Source organism: Peribacillus sp. TE19612, from assembly GCF_056279465.1.
Genome location: NZ_JBWCCL010000004.1, coordinates 78,140 through 97,037, shown reverse-complemented (window position 1 = coordinate 97,037; position 18,898 = coordinate 78,140). Strand labels below are relative to the sequence as shown.

The following is an 18,898-nucleotide window of genomic DNA, read 5'->3' as shown; positions in this document are numbered from 1 at the left end:
TAGTATTCCTCCGATGTCAGCAGCATTCTTCAACGGCACATCCCCCTCCATCCCAGAACACCTACAACCTCATCTTCCCAAAGAGGGTCTGAAGCCAATTCCCTAAGCTTTCCGTTCTCCTTTTGTGAAAACGATGAAACTTACAAATAGGGCAGCAGTAAGCTCCCACTGCTGCCCTGTACCAGACCATATCTTTTAAAAGGCTTGCACTTTCACAATAGTCTTGGCTCGCCTATCCTTCATCTGTTTCGACTTCTTGATACATTCACTTTTCCATTTGATATGAATCTTCTTTCCTTTCAAGTGAAGAGAATCATTGAAATGTAAGTGCCAACTCCCTTGAAATGATCCGTCCATTATTTGATGGGCTATTCCTTCATGAACATTTCCTTCGGTATTGATTTCGATTAAATACACGCCGGGCGGGGGTGTCAGGAATGCTTCCGATAATGTAACGATGACGTGTTGATTATCCTCGGAATCGATTGTCCCTTGACTTTCAAAATATGAGCCAAGATATGACGGGATATCTGCGAACCTACCTTTCGCAATCAAGTTTCTAAGCTTAGTAGAACTTACTTTTTCATGATCAATTTCAAATTTCTTCATTTCCGTCACTTCAAAAAATCGCTTACCTTCGATTTTCAGCGTTTCCATATTCCCTTCCCCGTTATGCCCATAGCGGAAATCGAATCCAGCCACGGCATGTTTGCATTTAAATCCACATAGATAATCCTCGATAAAATCAGAAGGAGAAAGATTGGCAAATGCGGAATCGAGGTTCACGACCATCAAGGTATCTACACCTAAATCCTGCATTAATTTTGCTTTTTGCTCTAAGGGAGTAATGTATGTTTGAGGCGTTTGATCGTTACCAATGATTTGCTTTGGATGTGGAAAAAAAGTCATGACTGCCAATTTCAAATCTTGCTGTTTGGCAATCCTTTTGGCTAGATTTATCAATTCTTGATGGCCTAGATGAACTCCGTCGAAAAATCCTAGAGCCAGCACACACGGTTCTGCTTCTGCTGTATATATACTGGAAAGTGGGTGCTGAACATGAATGATATCCAAATCCATCTTCCTTCCTATCCTTCTTGAAAGGTTCCATTTTAGACTCAGTAAAAGGAACCCTCATAATCCAGCAGCCTTCCATCAACTTTTCACCATTTGCACTGGCGCCCTATTGAAAAGACTATGAGAGTCCATGTATGTTTTACCGAAAGTCTCCAACATTCATCCTAAATCCCGCTTCTTTTTAGATGATGAATTCAGGCTTACTTTTTGCCAGGATCGGTTCTTTAAGAGGAACATCTTCTCCTGATATTATATCAAGTACAGAAGATGCCTCATCAAACCATGAATCCGGAGCTTGGGCTCCCCAGAATGTCTGGCGTCTTGGATCATTCAAATCCCAATGAATCGGTTCGGTATCCGGGTCAGATGTTAAGTAATCCCCATTGTATAATTCGATCCTGTGACCGTCCGGATCTCTTAAATATAGGAAGAATGCATTGGATAGGCCATGCCTCCCTGGGCCGCGTTCGATCGACTTTGCATATCCAAGAGATGCCAGTACATCACAGGCATGGATAAGTGCAAGGGGGTCAGGCAGAAAGAAGCCTACATGATGAAGTCTTGGACCGATACCGTTCATGAATGCCTGGTCATGGACCGTTTGCTTTCTATGTAGCCACGTTGCCCATAATTTGCCCGACTCATCCACTGTATCTTCCGAGCAGGCAAAACCTAATTCATTCATATAAAAGTCAGAGGCTTTTTGCACATTTGGCACACAACAATTCACATGATCGATTCTTTGGACCCTCGAACCCCTATGCATATCATATCGTTGCAGCAATCTCTCGGCTTTATCCATTTTGTAAAAAAACTCCACTGGCAATCCTGAAATATCCTGAACTCGCAGCGACTTGCCTAGTGCATGCTGTGTTCCTTCCTGCATCCACTTCATTTTCATTCCATTGGACAGGAAGAAAGATTCCAACCCTTCAAGGTCTTCCTCTTTTTCAACCTTGTATCCTATTGCTTCAACGCTTGGCTTTTCTGCCTTTTGCAAGATAAGCGAATGATGATGCGCTTCCTCTAAACCACGTAAATATATGTGGTCATTCGTTCTTTCCGTTTCAATAAAACCTAAAGCATCCACATAAAAGGCTCTTGATTTATCTAAATCTGTTACATTAAGTATCGTTCTCGCAACACGAATAATAGAAAAATTCATAGTATTCTCCCCTTCTTTATTGAAGCCCGGTTTATTTTTCAGCAGAAGAAACGGCATTTTGTTTTACGTCACCAAATTTTGGAATGTGATGTTCTCCAATTGCCACGTGGATAACTTGTGTTTCGGTATAGAATTCAAAGCTATAATGGCCGCCTTCACGTCCTACCCCACTATATTTCGATCCTCCAAATGGAATCCGCAAATCCCTAACGTTTTGGGAATTCACCCAGACCATCCCACTATCGACAGCTTGAGCAAATCTATGTCCACGTTTCATATCATTGGTCCATACATAAGCAGCCAGCCCATACTTTACATCATTAGCCATTCTCAGTACTTCCTCTTCAGTCTTGAAAGGAATGACTGCCATGACTGGTCCAAAAATCTCTTCTTGGGCGACCGTCATATCATTTGTACAGTTCAAAAGAAGCGTCGGGGCAATATAATTCCCTTCCTTGAATGCACTTGGGATGGCACCGCTTACAATTTCCGCCCCTTCATCTTTTGCTATATCCAGATAACGGGAGACATTATTAAAATGGTTACGATGGATCAGGGGTCCGATTTCCGTGTCTGGATCCATTGGGTTTCCAATTTTGATATTATGAACACGTTCCTTCAATTCTGCCACGAACTGGTCTATTATCGATTCATGGACAAATAATCTGGAATTGGCTGTGCAGCGCTCCCCATTGAATGAATAGATTCCCCATACCACTGAATCCAGGGCCTTTTCTAAATCGGCATCTTCAAAAATGACTGCTGGTGATTTACCGCCGAGTTCCATGGAAAAACGTTTCATTGTATCTGCACCATTTTTAATGATTTCAGCGCCGGTTGTCGTTTCTCCGGTAAAGGATATCAATTGGACTTCAGGATGGGCAACCAAGGACGCCCCCGCTGTCTCCCCAAAACCGTGAACGATATTGAATACGCCTTTTGGCAGACCGGATTGATCAATGATTTGAGCCAATTTATTGGCAGTCAATGGAGACCACTCCGCCGGTTTAAGGACACATGTATTTCCTGTAGCCAGGGCCGGGGCGATCTTCCAGGTTTCTAACATGAAAGGGGCATTCCAAGGAGTGATTAATCCTGCCACTCCTATCGGTTTATGAATCGTATAATTGATGAAAGTGTCATCCACTTGATATGACTCTCCTATTAGCCTGCTTTTCACCATTTCAGAATAAAAACGGAAATTCTCCGCTCCCCTTGCCGCTTGTTTTTTTGTCTGGCTAATGGGCAACCCTGTATCCAGTGATTCCAAAAAGGAGATTTCTTCGGCATTTTCTTCAATTAGATCAGCAATCCTATTCATGTACTTCAATCTTTCTTCCACTTTCATCGTTCTCCATGGGCCATTATCGAATGCAGCTCTTGCGGCGGCGACCGCTTGATCAATATCCTCTTTAAAGCCTTCTGCCACATTATTGATTGCTTGATTATTAAAAGGGCTTAGATTTTCAAATGTTTTTCCTGAGATACCCTCGACAAATTGACCATTGATGTAATGCTTCACATCCTGCACGGGAAAAGTTTGCATGATAAATCCTCCTTTAAAAATTAATTCGGGAAGATGACAATAACCGTTTGGATTTGTGCAATCTTCCCAACTAGCCATTATGACTGGATTTTTTGGTCAATCAACCCGTATGATTGAAGGGTTTCACGCAGTTCTTTTTCCAATGGTTCCGAAGGCGGTCCCATAGGCGGCCTTAATGCGGGATTGATTTTCCCCATCATCCCCATCGCAGCTTTTAATGGTCCTGGATTGGTTTCTTTAAACAAAACATCGTTCAATGGCATTAATTTGTAATGGAGGTCAAGCGCCTTATCTACATCACCCTCCACCCAAAGGTTATAAATGTCCGCCACTTCTTTAGGAGTGATATTGGCAGTAGCACTTATATGTCCTGCCCCTCCAATAGCCAACATTGGATAGCATAATAATTCAATGCCAGAATATAAGAGAAAATTCCTTCCGCAATTCAACAAGACACGGTTCACATGTTCGAAATCTTTATTAGATTCTTTTACACCAATAATATTTTCACAATCTTCAGCAAGACGTGCCAATGTCTTCACTTCTAAATTCGTCGCCGTTCTTCCGGGAATGTTATAAACGATCAGCGGGATATCAACAGCATCGGCTACCGTTTTAAAATGATTATAAAGTGCCTGTTGATTCGGTTTATTGTAATAAGGAACGATGACTAAAGCAGCATCCGCGCCCATTTCCTGTGCCCTTTTTGTCAAATGCAATGTTTCTTTCTGATTGGCAGATCCGGTACCTGGTGCAACTGGAACACGGGCTTTTGCTGCTTTAATTGCCGTTTCCATCACTAATTCCCGTTCCTCAATCGTTAGTGAACTCGGCTCTCCTGTAGTCCCGCATACCGAAATTCCATGAGAACCGCTTTCAATATGCCAGTTTACTAGATTTTCAATGGCCTTTACATCAACTTCCATCTTGTCATCAAAGGGAGTGATAACCGGTGCGATGGATCCTCTTAAACGACTTTTGATTTCCTCGTACATTTTTTCTACCACCTTTTCATTATTTGAATATTCGGAATAATTTAAGTGAAAAAATCGGCCTTGCTTTTATCAATAATCAATTGACTATAATAAAACAAAGCCTGGGTCATCAAAGTGCCTGATCTTGATTCGTTTCCGCCCTTTGCTTGAAAGTGCTTATCGCATTCAGTTTATGCTTTCTCACCAATGATTCAATTTCTTCAAAAGATGCTTTTTCCTTTAGGAGCTTTATGATGCTTTCATGTTCACGAATCGATTGGACTGCGCGTTGCGGCACCATGGTGAACATGGACTTTCTGACTCTATTCATTCTTTGTTGTGCCTGTTTGATTTCCTCCATTAAAAAGGAATTTCCGCACTTTTCATAAATTTCCGCATGGAAACATTCGTTTAATTTACCAAACAGCTCTAATTCAAAGTTATGGAGGGCTTTTTCCATTTCTTTGTTTAAATTAATTAGATTTTCAAAATCATGATCATTCATGGTCAAAGAACTGAGGGCAGCTGCATATCCTTCAAGCAAAGATAAGACAGAAAGAGTTTCAATGTATTCGCTCTCATTTATGCTTGTAACCACCGCTCCACTATAAGGCTTATATTGAATAAGACCATCAGATTCCAGTTGCCTGATCGCTTCCCTGACAGGAATCGGACTTAAACTAAGTTCTTTTGCCGTTTGATCGATAATGATCCGCTGTCCAGAACCATATGTTCCATTCAAGATTAATTTACGAAGGTGCTCATAAGCTATTTGCTTTTTGCTGGGGTTTTTGTTTTTCTCTTCCATATTTTCATCATATATGAAATCATATATGATTGCAATCGATTTTCATTAAAAATCATATATGATTTTTCCACATGCTTGTTTGCCTATATGAATGATCTGGGCCTATGAATAGACTGAATGTAACTAGAAAATCCGGCAGCCCACCTTTTCCTTTACAATAGTGAAGTGAGCTAAAATGCATTGTCCCGCCTTCTTCGCGTTTCGAAATATAATCCAACTAAAAAAACCTGCAGACCCAGTCTGCAGGTTTTAATAAATTAGGCCATTTTTGAATTAACGAATGAATGTATTCTTTCAACGGCTGCTTCCAGCAGCTCCAGTGAAGTTGCATAAGAGAGTCTGATGTTATCAGGTGCACCAAACCCTGAACCTGGAATAACAGCCACTTGAGCTTCTTCAAGCAACGCAGTCGTAAAATCTTCGACATTGCTGTACCCTGTTAATTCAACTGCACGTTTAACGTTCGGGAATAAATAAAATGCCCCTTGTGGTTTAATGCAGCTTACTCCTGGAATTTCAACCAATTTATCATAGATTTTATTCAAACGGCCTTCAAATGCTTGACGCATTTCCTCAACAGGCTCCTGTGTACCTTCATAAGCCGCAATCGCACCATATTGAGCGGTTGTGGTTGGGTTGGATGTGCTATGGCTAGCAAGGTTCGCCATTGCTTTAATGATGGACTCATCACCGACTGCATAACCTATTCTCCAGCCAGTCATCGAATGCGATTTAGAAACACCATTGATGATGATCGTTTGCTTTTTCAGTTCAGGTGAAATCTCTGCAATGGATGTATGTTTAGCATTTCCATAAACCAATTTTTCGTAAATTTCGTCGGAAACGATCAAGATATCATGAGCCAGGCAAACTTCCCCGATAGCCGCCAATTCTTCCCTGGAATAAAGCATGCCCGTTGGATTGCTTGGAGAGTTGATGATAACCGCTTTCGTTTTTTCGGTAATTGCTTGTTCTAATTGTTCTTTCGTGATTTTATATTGATTTTCTTCCGTACCGACTATATAAACCGGCTTACCGTCTGCAAGCTTGATTTGCTCAGGATAGCTCACCCAATATGGTATCGGAACAATGACTTCATCTTCTTCATCCAGGATCGCTTGAAACAATGTGTACAGCGAGTGCTTGGCACCTGAGCCAACTGCAATTTCAGACGGTTTGTAATCCAAGCCCTGATCACGCTTCAATTTAGCCGCAATTGCTTCTTTTAGCTTCGGCAGACCAGCGGATGGCGTGTATTTAGTTTGACCTTCATTCATGGAAAGAAGTGCTGCATCTATGATATGTTTGGGCGTATTATAGTCTGGTTCACCAGCACCCAAACCAATTATATCTAAACCTTGGGCCTTAAGTTCCTTTGCTTTTGCCGTAATGGCCAATGTTGTTGATGGCGTTAATGACTGAACACGGTTCGCTAATTTCATTTTAAATTAATCCTCCATTCTAAATGCTTCGATAATACTTTAGCCATTCCCCAGTTTTAAAATCATAATAGTCATAGTTAAAGCGCTCGGACTCATCAAGATACGTTACTTCCCAAAGCGGGACGTTCTTTTCCATGCCTAGCTTAACCGAAATGATTTTTTGGGGATTAAGCTTTTCTTTGACAATGTTCATGATCTCTTTTTTTGATTTACCATCTTTATAGTTTTTCACTACTATTTCTTTCTTCTTGTCTTCAGGAAGCCAGACTATTTTCTTAGTCCCCTTTTCACCTTCACCAATGATGACGGAGTATGAATCCTGCCCATTATAAAGGTAGAACTCTTCCATGGTCACAAGGCCGCCCTCTTCCTTTGCCTTTTTAAAAGCCTCATTACCAGCCTCTTTTTTAGGCTGCAACGCTTTAATATATGCCCCGCTGACAAATCCGATAAAACAAAGGACTAGGATGGAAGCAATAATCAACCATTTTTTCAAAGCTGCTTTTCCTTCTTTCTATGTACGATAAATTGTAAATATCGCTTTTTCTTGATCTTGGGAATCCAATGCCAGACCGAACATCAAGTCATCTTTTTTCAATGTTCGGTTCAAGGAATCCACAATTTTATACAGATCAGGAGAATGTTGCAACCTGACTGTTGAAATTACTTCGATTTTACTTTCCATGAAAACGCCCCTCCATTTTAATAAATTGTCAACAACAACTGGTATGAATAGGATTTGAAGGCTTTACCACCTATCACATTATACCAGTTCAAAGGTTATTTTTCTTTATAAATTCATAAAAATTCCTGGATTAATGAATAATCAAGATCCTTTAAATCCACTCTTCTATCATTTCAGCCATTTCTGATATAGAGCCTTGGTGCCAGTCCACTTTCGGAATGGCCTTTTGAAATTCAGTTCCGTATTTGGCAGTGATGATGCGGCGATCAAGTATAACCAAAATCCCTTTATCTTCTGGAGTGCGTATAAGCCTGCCGAAACCTTGTCGGAACCTTAATAGGGCTTCGGGTAATGAATACTCAGAGAATGGATTGCGCCCCTGCTTCTCGAGAAGTTGGCATTTTGCAGCTGTCACAGGTTCATCCGGTGGCGAAAAAGGCAGCCTGACAATGATTAAACAAGATAAATCCTCGCCTGGGATATCGACGCCCTCCCATAGGCTGGTTGTCCCAAACAGGACCGCTTTCTCGAAGTTTTGGAAATTCCTGAGCAGCCTCATCCGGCTTCCGCCAGAAATCCCTTGTGCAAACAGGGTGAACTCATCCAGAACACCACAATCTTTGACCGAATGATAGGTCGCCCGCAGCATTTCATGCGAGGTGAATAATACCATCATTCTCCCTTTCGCTGCCTGAGCGGCAGCAATAATATGGTTTGCCGCGGTTTCGGAGAATTCCTCCACCGATAAACAATTGATATCTGGCAGATCATTTGGAACCAGTACCTTTACGAGTTCCTTATAAGGAAAGGGTGATGGAAAACTTGCTGTCTGGATCGGCTCATTCTCTAATCCGAGTTGTTCCTTAAAATACTTAAAAGAATCCTTCACCACAAGGGTTGCCGATGTCATGACCACACTTTTCTGGCGCCCGAAATAGGAATCCCATAGCCGTTTACTGCCTGCAATCGGCTGAACCGTCAAAGTCACCCCATGCTGAGGTGCTGCATTCGTATAATCAAGCCAATAAATATTTTCTTCGTGGGGCTTGATGAAAAACTCATGCAAGGAGTCCCTGGTATCCTGTAAATGTCCAAGCAGCACCTCGATATCATTCAAGTGAAATAATGAATTTTTTCCTAATGGGGACTCATTATTCAATAAAAGGGCCAATCTTTTCTCTAACTCCTTGATGATGTATCCTAATAAATCCACCAACCGCTCAGCGACAAGAATCGCTTTACCCCATCTTCCATCATTTATTTTGAATGAAAGCCGTTTTGGGCTCACAGAACGTGAAAGTTTTTCCGCCTGATTGGAAAGGTAATAAAAAAGCTGTTCGAATTCATACGAAAAATCACTAAGCTTTTGATCTAATTCATGTGATGACTTTCCATCCGTCAGTCCGTTATTTAAGAGCATCCTGTCCAATTTATATAATAATTGCTTTTGATCAGATGTCCCCAGTCTGTTCAAAATCGTCTTCACCGAAATGTAATTAAGCCTGCTCCCAAGCTGTTTGGATGCAGCCTGTTCCAAATGGTGTGCTTCATCGAGAACCAAATACCCTTTTTTGGGGATCAATGCGTCTTCTGTAAGCAGATCCGTCATTAAAAATGAATGGTTAGTAATGATGATATCCGCCTTGGCAGCTATTTTTTTTGCCCGTTCAAAAAAATCCAATTCAAGCCAGGGCTGTTTTAAACCGGCGTATGTAAGACCATCACTTTGAAGCCTATTCCAAAATAGCTGACCGCCGCTTGTAAGGTTCAATTCATCTTTATCACCTGTTACGGTTTCAGTAAGCCAAACCAATATCTGCATTTTCGTTAAGGCCGTTTCATAATTATCTTCCTTTTCACGCAACGCCCTTTCGAACTTTGCCAAGCTCAAATAATTGCTTCTCCCCTTCAGTAAAACAGCTTGAAAGGTAAAAGGAAGGATTTTTTTAAGCTTAGGAACCTCGTTTTGAAGAAGTTGGTCCTGCAGCTGAAGCGTATACGTCGAAACGACGACAGGTTTTTGATGTTTTTTTGCAAAATAAACGGCCGGAAGCAGATAACCTATGGATTTTCCAATACCTGTTCCAGCTTCAATGATTGCATCCTGGCTGGTTTCGAAAGAATTGTGAATCAGGTTCATCATATCAAGTTGTCCGCTTCTTGCTTCGAATGCTGGGAATGCATTTTGAAGCATGGCTATTTTTTCCTCATTGTCGAGCGGGAATTTCGCCCCCGTGTCTTTATGATCACCTTCCTGTTCGGCCTTTTTAAAGGCAAGGCCCCTATAAGTAATTAGATCAGGTGAATGGACTTCTGCTTTAGCAAGTTTGCTTGCAATGCAAGCATCTATTAATTCGGAAACCTCACTTTGTAAGGAATAAGATAATCGATACAACTGTTTTAGTGTCATGACTGGAAGATTCATCAGCTTTTTTTTCAATTCCAACAACAATAAAGCGGTGGCATATGCATCACTATCCGCTTGATGGGGCCTGGAATGATCTAGGTTTTCTTCTTTAGCCAGCTGGTGCAGCTTATATCCATCGGATGTTGGTTTTAATATTTTCGCTAACTCCACTGTATCAAGGGTGGAACCATAAAACGGCTCAAACCCGCATCGCACTAGTTCTTCCTGTAAAAAAGATAAATCAAATAAAACATTATGGGCAACAAAACAAGCCCCTTCTATAAGCCTGGCAATATTTTCTGCAACATCTTCAAAGTCAGGTGCATTTTTTACCGTCTCGTTGCTTATTCCGGTCAATTCTTCAATAAACAAGGAAATTTCCTGTCCAGGGTGGATGAATGTCGAGTATTCATCCACAATTTGGTCATTTTCGATGACCACTCCAGCAAATTGAATAATTCTATCTCCTTTTTTCGGAGAATTCCCTGTTGTTTCCAAATCGACCACTACATATCGTTGCATCATGAATTGTACACCTCAAACTTCACTTTCTCCACTTCCTGATGGAATTCTCTTATCTTTTTTATACCATAATAATCGTAATAAAGGAAACAAGCCGTTCATCAACAGACGAAAAGGGCCGGCACCTGTATGCATGTTTCATGCACATGTGCCGGCCCTCCGCTTACATGATTGTAGCTGCAGGTTCGTTTGAAATTAAATCAATGATTCTATTGTTTTCATCCATGATCGCAACTTTTGGTTTGTGATCTCCTAGTTTTTCCTCAGAAACCATCACATAAGAAATGATTATCACGATATCATCCGGCTGCACCAGTCTTGCTGCCGCTCCATTCAAACACACGACACCGCTACCCCGTTCACCCGCAATCACATACGTTTCAAGCCTTGCACCATTATTATTATTCACGATGGCGACTTTTTCATTAGGCAAAATGCCCACCGCATCTATTATATCTTCATCAATCGTAATGCTGCCTACATAATTCAAATTAGCTTCAGTTACCTGTGCACGGTGGATTTTTCCATTCATCATCGTTCGAAACATCTAAATTCCCCCTGATCTTATGATTTATTCTATATATAAGGTGATATTATCAATTAGTCTTGCATGCTTGAACTTTACAGCCATTGCAATGATGATGTTTCCTGCCAGTGATTCAAGTGGTTTAAGTTCCGGGTATTGATAGACTTCAATATAGTCGATCACGCCACTTGTTTGGGCAGTAATATGTTCACTAATTAGAGCCGTGACGGTAGCTGCATTTCTTTCACCTGATTCAACCGCCTCTTTGGCCTTCAATAAACTTTGGTACAGCTCTTTAGCCTCCATGCGTTCTTGATCTGACAGGTTCACATTTCGCGAGCTCTTCGCTAACCCATCTTCCTCGCGTACGGTATCTACTGCAACAAGCTGGATAGGGAAATTGAAGTCTTTGATCAGGCCATCTATCACGGCAACTTGCTGGGCATCCTTCTTTCCAAAGTAAGCTCTATCGGGAAGGATGATATTGAAGAATTTCGTTAAGACTGTCGCTACACCATCAAAGTGTCCAGGCCTTTGTCTCCCGCATAAAACATCCGTCCTGCTTTGGACAACAACTTTCACAGATGGTTCTTCACCGTACATTTCATGGACTGTTGGATAGAAGAGGTAATCCACTCCGCCATTGGCAGCGACATTTTCATCCCGTTCCAAATCCCGTGGATATGTTTCAAAATCCTCATTCGGTCCAAACTGCATCGGATTTACAAAAATACTCAATACCACAATATCATTTTCTTTGCGTGCCTTTTCCAGGAGGGTTGCATGCCCCTCATGCAAAAACCCCATTGTCGCTACATAGCCAATGCTTTTGTGATTGTTTTTTTCCTCTCTAAGTGCCAATTGCAAATCAGCTGCTGATGTAAAAGTTTTCATCTTTTTCCTCCGTAAAGTTCAGAAAGCTGCTCTTCCTTCATCGTGAATGTATGTTCTTGCGACGGAAAATCTTTAGATTTCACTTCATTCACAAAGCTTGTAATCGATTGGCCAATCAGTTCATTTGCATCTCCATAAACTTTTACGAATTTGGCTAGCCGGTCTACCCCATACTTGATGACATCATGGTAAACGAGGACTTGACCATCCGTTTCTGCGCCTGCCCCAATTCCAATGGTTGGAATTTTGAGGTTCCGTGTGACGAGTTCCCCCACTTGATATGGAACACATTCAAAAACTACCAGCATCGCCCCTGCTGCTTCACACTTTCTCGCATCTTCCAAGAGCTGTGCTGCACTTTCTGCATCTTTTCCTTGCACTTTATATCCGCCCAGAACGCCGACGGATTGAGGGGTCAATCCAAGATGGGCTACAACCGGGATGCCTGCCTTTGTCAATGCTGATATTTTTTCAACAACATCATCCGCTCCCTCGAGCTTCACGGCATCCGCATGACCTTCCTGCATGATGCGGGCTGCATTCTTCAGTGTTTCATCCATAGATAGGTGATAGCTCATAAAGGGCATATCCGTCACGACAAATGTATTTGGCGCCCCGCGTTTTACTGCCTTTGTATGATGGATCATGTCATTCACCGTAACTGGAATCGTTGAGTCATACCCTAATACGACCATTCCTAAAGAATCACCGACTAAAATCATGTCTACACCTGATTGTTCGGCTAACTTTGCTGACGGGTAATCATAAGCCGTGAGCATCACAATCTTCTCTTGATTTTGTTTCATCTTCAAAAAATCTCCGGACAATTTCATTACGTTTCCTCCTTTTAATGGAGGAGATGAAAACATCAGCGAAAACTGGTGTCTATACATTCATGCGCAAAAAAAGGACTGACTAAAAAAGTATCTGTTTCGCTACGAAAAATGGCATGAAAAGCCACAATTCGATCAATAAACAGCACTTAGCTTTTTAGTCAATCCCTTTGTTTCATCAGAAGTTTCATCCCTCCGTCCCAGTCCAGTTCTCTGGATCAAGGCAGATTTTCAAATAATTTGGTATTTATGGGGGTGCAGTTCAAATAAGATACTGCCCACTTGCATTATATCAAGCAAAATGAAAATTTTCTATTTAATTTTCACGAATTTGACAAAAATCTACTGAATTTCAATATCTGCAGAATATATCGAATGTACGGTACCTTTTCCGTCTTCGAGAAGTAAAACGCCTGAATCCGTTATGCCCAATGCCTTTCCGACAATCGTGTCATTAACGGTACTGGCTTTGATTACCTGTCCAAGACTGATTGCATAACTCTCCCATAAATCCTTTATAGGCATGAACCCTTGATCCAAATAGAGTTCGTACAAATTTTCAAGACGAAATAATGCTCGTTGAATGACCTTGGACCTTGAAACCGTCCCTCCACTTTCTATGAGAAGGGAAGACGCTTTTTCCTGCAGTTCTTCAGGAAAATCCTCCAATTGCTGATTGATATTCATTCCAATTCCGATAATGACAGAATGGATCCTATCTGACTCCGCCTGCATCTCCGTCAGGATGCCCACCACTTTCTTGCGATTCACCAAAATATCATTCGGCCACTTTATCTGCGGCTTCAAATCAGTGGTATCCTCTATAGCCTGAGCTACAGCGACCGCGGCCAATAATGTAAGTTGTGGCGCCTCATGAATCGGAATTTTTGGTCTTAGGATCAGACTCATCCATATCCCGCTGAATTTTGGGGAATGCCAAGATCTCATTAGCCTTCCTTTTCCGGATAACTGCTCCTCGGCAACGACGAGGGTTCCCTCCTGAACACCTTCATTTGCTAGTTGATGCGCAATTTTTTGAGTGGATTCCACAGTTTCCTGATAATGGATCATTTTGCCGATCGTTTTTGTTTCCAAGCCAAGTTGTATTTCACTCTCGGACACTTTTTCCGGCGCCGATATGATCCGGTAGCCTTTTTTCCTAACAGCTTCGACATTATACCCTTCACTGCGCAGGTCTTCTATATGCTTCCAGACCGCTGTGCGTGAACAGCCAATGTATTCAGCAATTTCCTGACCGGATATAAACGCACCATCCGCTTTTGAGAGGGCTTCCATCAGCTTTGTTCTTAACTCAGATTGCATTTCACCAGCCACCTCTTAATTTCTTCTTTATCATTTCTTAATTCTTCATTCAAGACAGCTTTCAATATTTTTTCCAAGTATTCCTTGACCCATGGACCTGGCTTTTCTTGATGCCAAATCAATAAATCCGTCCCCGTGACGGCAAGATCCGACATTTGTTTTATAATAAGTCCATTATAGCGGTGGTGTGCATTCTCTTCAGCATCCGATACATTCCCGCCATTCAGTGCAGCTCTGACTTTAGCAGCTTGTACCGTTATGCCATGACCTGCCTGAAATACATCGATGGCTGCTGGTTCCTTACTCTTCACCAGCTTTATCGTACGTTGAACGTTTCTTATGGTTTTCAATGGCAGCTTCCATGCCCTCAAAGCCTCTTCGATTTCCTGATCCTTTGTGTGAATCATGATGATAGACCATATTTCTGCCGCATTCAGTTGATGAAGCGGCAGGTTCAGTAAGTCCATTAGATGTTCTTTTTTACTTGAGAATAGAGGCAGGTATTGATATAATCCGCTTTCAAGCAAGAGTGAGAAAGCCTTTATCTTATTAGAGCCGGCCGCTAGTTTCTCAAATTCAACCAGGATTCTTTCGACAGCGATTTCACTGATGTTCTGGGCGTTCTCTTTAAGGGAATCAAAGGTTTCATGATCCAGTTCAAAATCAAGTTGACTGACGAACCTTAAAGCACGCATCATTCTCAATGCATCCTCATGAAACCTTTCATGCGGGTTACCAACCGTGATAATCCTTTTTTGTGCCAAATCGCGCTTACCATTAAATGGATCAATGATCTTTCCGGTCTTATCCATTGCTATTGCATTCATGGTAAAATCTCTTCTTTGCAAATCTTCGGTCAAAGAACGGACAAACTCTACGGCATCGGGCCTGCGAAAGTCCGAATACCCGCTTTCCGTTCTAAACGTCGTAATTTCGTATGTACCCGTATCCGTAATGACAAGCACTGTACCGTGGTCGATACCGATATCAGCCGTATTAGGAAAAATCCTTTTGATTTCCTGGGGTGTGGCGGAAGAAGCGATGTCCACATCGTTTATGGGCCTGCCAAGGATATAATCCCTTACAGAGCCGCCAACGAAATAAGCCTCATATCCTGCTTCTTCAATCAATTCCAGAATGGGTACTGATTTCAAGAATAATCGATCCATCAGCGACTCCTCCCTATTCCATGGATTTACCTTCAAGTGCTTGAATGTAGATGGCTTCATACTCTGACATAATCGTATCACTATGAAAATCGGTATTGGCCCTTTCAAGCGCAGCTTCAGAAAAGCGTTTATGTAAACTCGGGTCGCTTAAAAGTCCAATCGCTTTTTCAGCAACCATTTTGACATCTCCCAGTTCACAAATATAACCAGTCTCCCCATCAACGATGACTTCGGGTATTCCCCCGATATTCGTCCCGATACAAGGAACTCCACATGCCATCGCCTCGAGCAGCACAAGTCCGAAACTCTCTTTTTCCGATAACAGGAATATCAAATCACTGATTGAATATAATTCCGCAAGGTTATCCTGCTTACCAAGGAACAAGACACAATCATCGATTCCAAGATCTTTAGCCAATTTCAATACGGTTGTCACTTCCGGCCCGTCTCCAACGAGCAGTAGCTTTGCAGGCATTTTCTTTTGAGTTAAATAAAACGCCTGGATGACATCTTTCACTCGCTTGACCGAACGGAAATTAGAAACATGTATGATCACTTTTTCATCTTCCCTGATTCCGTATTCATCCTTAAGGTAATCGGAATCGGTTTTACGGTACTCTCTTTCATCAATAAAATTATAAACGGTTTTGATTTCCTTATCCGGTGCGATTAATTCGTGCGTTTGCTGAACAAGGGAATTAGATACTCCTGTAACGACATCTGATTGCTCTATGCCGAATTTAATCAAATTGGTCAATGAGGGATCCTGTCCCAAAACAGTGATATCTGTACCATGCAGTGTAGTTACGATCTTTACTTCATTACCTGACATCTGCTTTGCAAGAATCGCACAAACAGCATGTGGAATTGCATAGTGAACGTGTAGGATATCTAATTTCTCCCGTTTTACGACATCCGCCATCTTGCTCGCAAGCGCCAGGTCATATGGTGGATATTGAAAGACTGAATATGAGTTCACTTCAACCTGGTGATAAAAAATATTACAGTACATCTTATTTAAGCGAAAAGGGATGCTTGAAGAAATGAAATGTATTTCATGTCCTTTTTCTGCAAGCATCTTACCTAATTCAGTTGCTACGACACCAGAACCCCCAACTGTCGGGTAACAGGTAATTCCAATTTTTAATTTCATAAGATTATTATTCTCCTAACAAGTCGGCATCGATAAGTAACGGTTTTTTTGTCATGAATCCCTCCGCAAAGGCGACACCCACTTCTTTGCCAAACATCCGCTCCCGTGCCTCTACAGTCTCGATATAGCCATTAACTAACGGTGTTTCTACAGATACTTGACTTTTTTCGAATTGGCTCCCATATGCCCTAAGGCTATCCAGCTTTTTCGATATTGTAGAAGTGATATCCACGACGAAGTCCGGTTTGTGAAACCCATTGATCATATAATAGTGCATATTTTGGACACGATGGGAATCCATGCCTTCTTCTTCCATATACTTTCTTACTCCTGCCGAAAAAACTGCTTCCTCCACTAATTTGGCACAGTTACCATGATCGGGATGGCGGTCTTCCAAAAATGGGGCAAATACAAGTGCAGGTTTATATTGGCGAATGACCTTGATGATTTGATTTATGTATTCCGCCTTCATGTATAGGCCCCTGTCGGGTAGATCAAGGGAAATCCTCTTCACCCCAAGGATTTCAGCAGCCTTATCGGCTTCCTCTTGCCTCAATGGAACGGTTCCATTGGACGACATTTCAGCTTTTGTCAAATCACAAATGACAATTTTCCTGCCTTGTTGCACATATTTAGCGATCGTGCCACCCATTCCGATTTCAACATCATCCGCATGTGCCCCGAAAGCCAGGATATCTATGTTACTTTTGTTTATCATTTATCTCACCTTGTTTTTGCCTTAGTTTTAGCCAGTCCATATATCCATGTTTCAAACCTTGTATGAGCACTTCTGCAGTGCCCATATTCGTTGCCAAGGGAATTTCATATACATCTGATAGGCGGATAAGCGCCGATACATCAGGTTCATGCGGCTGTGATGTCAAAGGATCGCGGAAAAATAGGACCATGTCCATTTCTCCACGTGCAATCATTGCACCTATTTCCTGATCCCCGCCAAGAGGTCCTGAATGAAAACGATGGACAGGCAGTGATACTTCTTCCATGATTCGTTTCCCAGTCGTACCTGTTGCAAATAATTCATGCTGCTCAAATACATCTTTATAGGCTGTAACAAATTGAATGATATCTTCTTTTTTCATATCATGGGCAATTAAGGCAATTTTCATCGTAAATCCTCCTGATCCCTATTCAATAATATTTTCCAAGCCGTATACAAGAACATCCAATTTCATGACGGTATCGACAGCAAGTTTGACTCCTGACATGAACGAAGCTCGATTAAAGGAATCATGCCTAACCGTCAATAGCTCTCCTTCACTTCCGAAAAGCACCTGTTGATGGGCAACGAGTCCCGGTAGACGGACACTGTGGATATGCATGCCATCTACATTTGCACCTCTTGCCCCCTGGATGGTTTCTTTTTCATTAGGGTGCCCCTGTTGTTTTGTTTCACGTACCGCTGCAATCATGTCTGCCGTTTTGGAAGCAGTTCCAGAAGGTGCATCCAGTTTTTGATCATGGTGCATTTCTATGATTTCCACATCCGGGAAATACTTTGCGGCCATTTGGGAAAACTTCATCATCAAAATGGCGCCAATTGCAAAGTTTGGCGCGATGATGCAACCAATGCCTTTTTCTTTTGTCAATGAATCCAGCTTTGCTAAATCATCTTTTGTAAAACCAGTCGTTCCCACTACAGGGCGGATGCCATGATTAAGTGCCGTTTCGGTATGGAACATGCCGACTTCCGGTGTGGTCAAATCGATCAATACGTCTGCCTCTACAGAAGAAAAGCATTCATTTATATCAGAAAAAACCGGCGCTTCGATCCCGTGAAAACCTTCTATTGCGGAAAGGCTTTCCCCGTTATGCTTGCGATCTATGACAGCTGCCAATTCAAACCCTTCTGTCCTATGTACAAGCTTCACCGCTTCATTTCCCATTCTGCCTCGTGGACCTGCTACAATCACTTTCACTTTACTCATCTTTACCTTCCTCCTCCATTTCCTCTTCTTTTCTTGTCCATCTATCTTTATCGCGGATTGTAAATTTTTCCATGACCAAATCATGCGAGTTTTGAAGATCAATCCCTAAAGAATTGGCAAAACAAATCAACACAAAAAGCATGTCCCCCAATTCCGCTTCAATGGTATTCTCTTCCTCTGTCGCTTTCTTTGGTTTTTCACCATGGTAATGATTGACTTCCCTAGCCAATTCCCCAAGTTCTTCAGACATGCGGGCGAGCATGGCGAGAGGGCTGAAATATCCTTCTTTAAATTGTCCTATGTATTGGTCGACTTCCGCTTGCATTTGTTGGATCGTCTTTTGCTTTTCCATATGAGTCACCCATTCTTGATTTTCGTTTTCAAACATCATACCTTCTCCATGTTAGCTAAAAGTGAAACAGATGACA

General features: G+C 41.8%; 19 protein-coding genes. All 19 read right to left on the bottom strand.

Features of this window, described 5'->3' with window-relative positions; all coding sequences use genetic code 11:
• Positions 1-195: 195 nt before the first annotated feature.
• The 19 genes from ACZ9AO_RS08620 to ACZ9AO_RS08530 all read right to left on the bottom strand — a co-directional run bounded on the left by ACZ9AO_RS08620 (position 196) and on the right by ACZ9AO_RS08530 (position 18,858).
• Positions 196-1,080, bottom strand: coding sequence for a cytidyltransferase (locus tag ACZ9AO_RS08620; protein WP_476108859.1), 885 nt, complete (start codon positions 1,078-1,080; stop codon positions 196-198).
• Between the two features lie 178 nt (positions 1,081-1,258).
• Positions 1,259-2,242, bottom strand: a complete 984-nt coding sequence (gene hpaD / locus ACZ9AO_RS08615; protein ID WP_476108858.1) for a 3,4-dihydroxyphenylacetate 2,3-dioxygenase — start codon at positions 2,240-2,242, stop codon at positions 1,259-1,261.
• A gap of 31 nt (positions 2,243-2,273) precedes the next feature.
• Complete coding sequence (gene hpaE, locus ACZ9AO_RS08610) at positions 2,274-3,788, bottom strand: 5-carboxymethyl-2-hydroxymuconate semialdehyde dehydrogenase (protein WP_289350358.1); 1,515 nt, start codon at positions 3,786-3,788, stop codon at positions 2,274-2,276.
• A gap of 77 nt (positions 3,789-3,865) precedes the next feature.
• A complete protein-coding gene (gene hpaI, locus ACZ9AO_RS08605) occupies positions 3,866-4,783 on the bottom strand; it encodes a 2,4-dihydroxyhept-2-ene-1,7-dioic acid aldolase (RefSeq protein WP_476108857.1) in 918 nt (305 codons plus the stop codon).
• A 109-nt stretch (positions 4,784-4,892) separates the two neighbouring features.
• On the bottom strand, positions 4,893-5,570 hold the full coding sequence (locus tag ACZ9AO_RS08600) for a GntR family transcriptional regulator (protein ID WP_063594006.1): 678 nt from the start codon (positions 5,568-5,570) through the stop codon (positions 4,893-4,895).
• A 257-nt stretch (positions 5,571-5,827) separates the two neighbouring features.
• The gene (locus tag ACZ9AO_RS08595) at positions 5,828-7,012 is read right to left on the bottom strand and encodes a pyridoxal phosphate-dependent aminotransferase (protein WP_048681610.1); all 1,185 of its coding nucleotides are present in this window, start codon (positions 7,010-7,012) and stop codon (positions 5,828-5,830) included.
• A 19-nt stretch (positions 7,013-7,031) separates the two neighbouring features.
• The gene (locus tag ACZ9AO_RS08590) at positions 7,032-7,508 is read right to left on the bottom strand and encodes a cell wall elongation regulator TseB-like domain-containing protein (protein ID WP_251540789.1); all 477 of its coding nucleotides are present in this window, start codon (positions 7,506-7,508) and stop codon (positions 7,032-7,034) included.
• Between the two features lie 18 nt (positions 7,509-7,526).
• Positions 7,527-7,697 carry a YpmA family protein gene (locus tag ACZ9AO_RS08585; protein WP_065310840.1) on the bottom strand — a complete coding sequence of 57 codons (171 nt, stop codon included), beginning with the start codon at positions 7,695-7,697 and terminating at the stop codon, positions 7,527-7,529.
• A gap of 151 nt (positions 7,698-7,848) precedes the next feature.
• Positions 7,849-10,629 carry an ATP-dependent DNA helicase DinG gene (gene dinG / locus ACZ9AO_RS08580; protein WP_476108856.1) on the bottom strand — a complete coding sequence of 927 codons (2,781 nt, stop codon included), beginning with the start codon at positions 10,627-10,629 and terminating at the stop codon, positions 7,849-7,851.
• A gap of 160 nt (positions 10,630-10,789) precedes the next feature.
• Positions 10,790-11,173 carry an aspartate 1-decarboxylase gene (gene panD, locus ACZ9AO_RS08575; protein ID WP_476108855.1) on the bottom strand — a complete coding sequence of 128 codons (384 nt, stop codon included), beginning with the start codon at positions 11,171-11,173 and terminating at the stop codon, positions 10,790-10,792.
• 24 nt (positions 11,174-11,197) lie between these two features.
• Complete coding sequence (panC, locus tag ACZ9AO_RS08570; RefSeq protein WP_057276302.1) at positions 11,198-12,046, bottom strand: pantoate--beta-alanine ligase; 849 nt, start codon at positions 12,044-12,046, stop codon at positions 11,198-11,200.
• A complete protein-coding gene (gene panB, locus ACZ9AO_RS08565) occupies positions 12,043-12,879 on the bottom strand; it encodes a 3-methyl-2-oxobutanoate hydroxymethyltransferase (RefSeq protein ID WP_251540805.1) in 837 nt (278 codons plus the stop codon). The genes panC and panB overlap by 4 nt, the downstream gene beginning before the upstream one ends.
• Positions 12,880-13,221: 342 nt before the next feature.
• Complete coding sequence (locus ACZ9AO_RS08560; RefSeq protein ID WP_048681627.1) at positions 13,222-14,202, bottom strand: biotin--[acetyl-CoA-carboxylase] ligase; 981 nt, start codon at positions 14,200-14,202, stop codon at positions 13,222-13,224.
• Positions 14,187-15,371: a CCA tRNA nucleotidyltransferase gene (locus tag ACZ9AO_RS08555; RefSeq protein ID WP_251540812.1), complete on the bottom strand. Its 1,185-nt coding sequence runs from the start codon at positions 15,369-15,371 to the stop codon at positions 14,187-14,189. Before ACZ9AO_RS08555 ends, ACZ9AO_RS08560 begins: the two co-directional genes overlap by 16 nt.
• Positions 15,372-15,384: 13 nt before the next feature.
• Entirely contained in the window at positions 15,385-16,524 is a 1,140-nt protein-coding gene (gene bshA / locus ACZ9AO_RS08550; protein ID WP_251540813.1) for an N-acetyl-alpha-D-glucosaminyl L-malate synthase BshA, read from the bottom strand.
• A gap of 7 nt (positions 16,525-16,531) precedes the next feature.
• On the bottom strand, positions 16,532-17,242 hold the full coding sequence (gene bshB1 / locus ACZ9AO_RS08545; protein WP_054400281.1) for a bacillithiol biosynthesis deacetylase BshB1: 711 nt from the start codon (positions 17,240-17,242) through the stop codon (positions 16,532-16,534).
• The gene (locus ACZ9AO_RS08540; RefSeq protein ID WP_048681639.1) at positions 17,226-17,651 is read right to left on the bottom strand and encodes a methylglyoxal synthase; all 426 of its coding nucleotides are present in this window, start codon (positions 17,649-17,651) and stop codon (positions 17,226-17,228) included. Before ACZ9AO_RS08540 ends, bshB1 begins: the two co-directional genes overlap by 17 nt.
• A gap of 18 nt (positions 17,652-17,669) precedes the next feature.
• Positions 17,670-18,470, bottom strand: coding sequence for a 4-hydroxy-tetrahydrodipicolinate reductase (gene dapB, locus ACZ9AO_RS08535; RefSeq protein ID WP_048681640.1), 801 nt, complete (start codon positions 18,468-18,470; stop codon positions 17,670-17,672).
• Positions 18,463-18,858, bottom strand: a complete 396-nt coding sequence (locus ACZ9AO_RS08530) for a nucleotide pyrophosphohydrolase (RefSeq protein ID WP_476108854.1) — start codon at positions 18,856-18,858, stop codon at positions 18,463-18,465. Before ACZ9AO_RS08530 ends, dapB begins: the two co-directional genes overlap by 8 nt.
• Between the last annotated feature and the right edge of the window lie 40 nt (positions 18,859-18,898).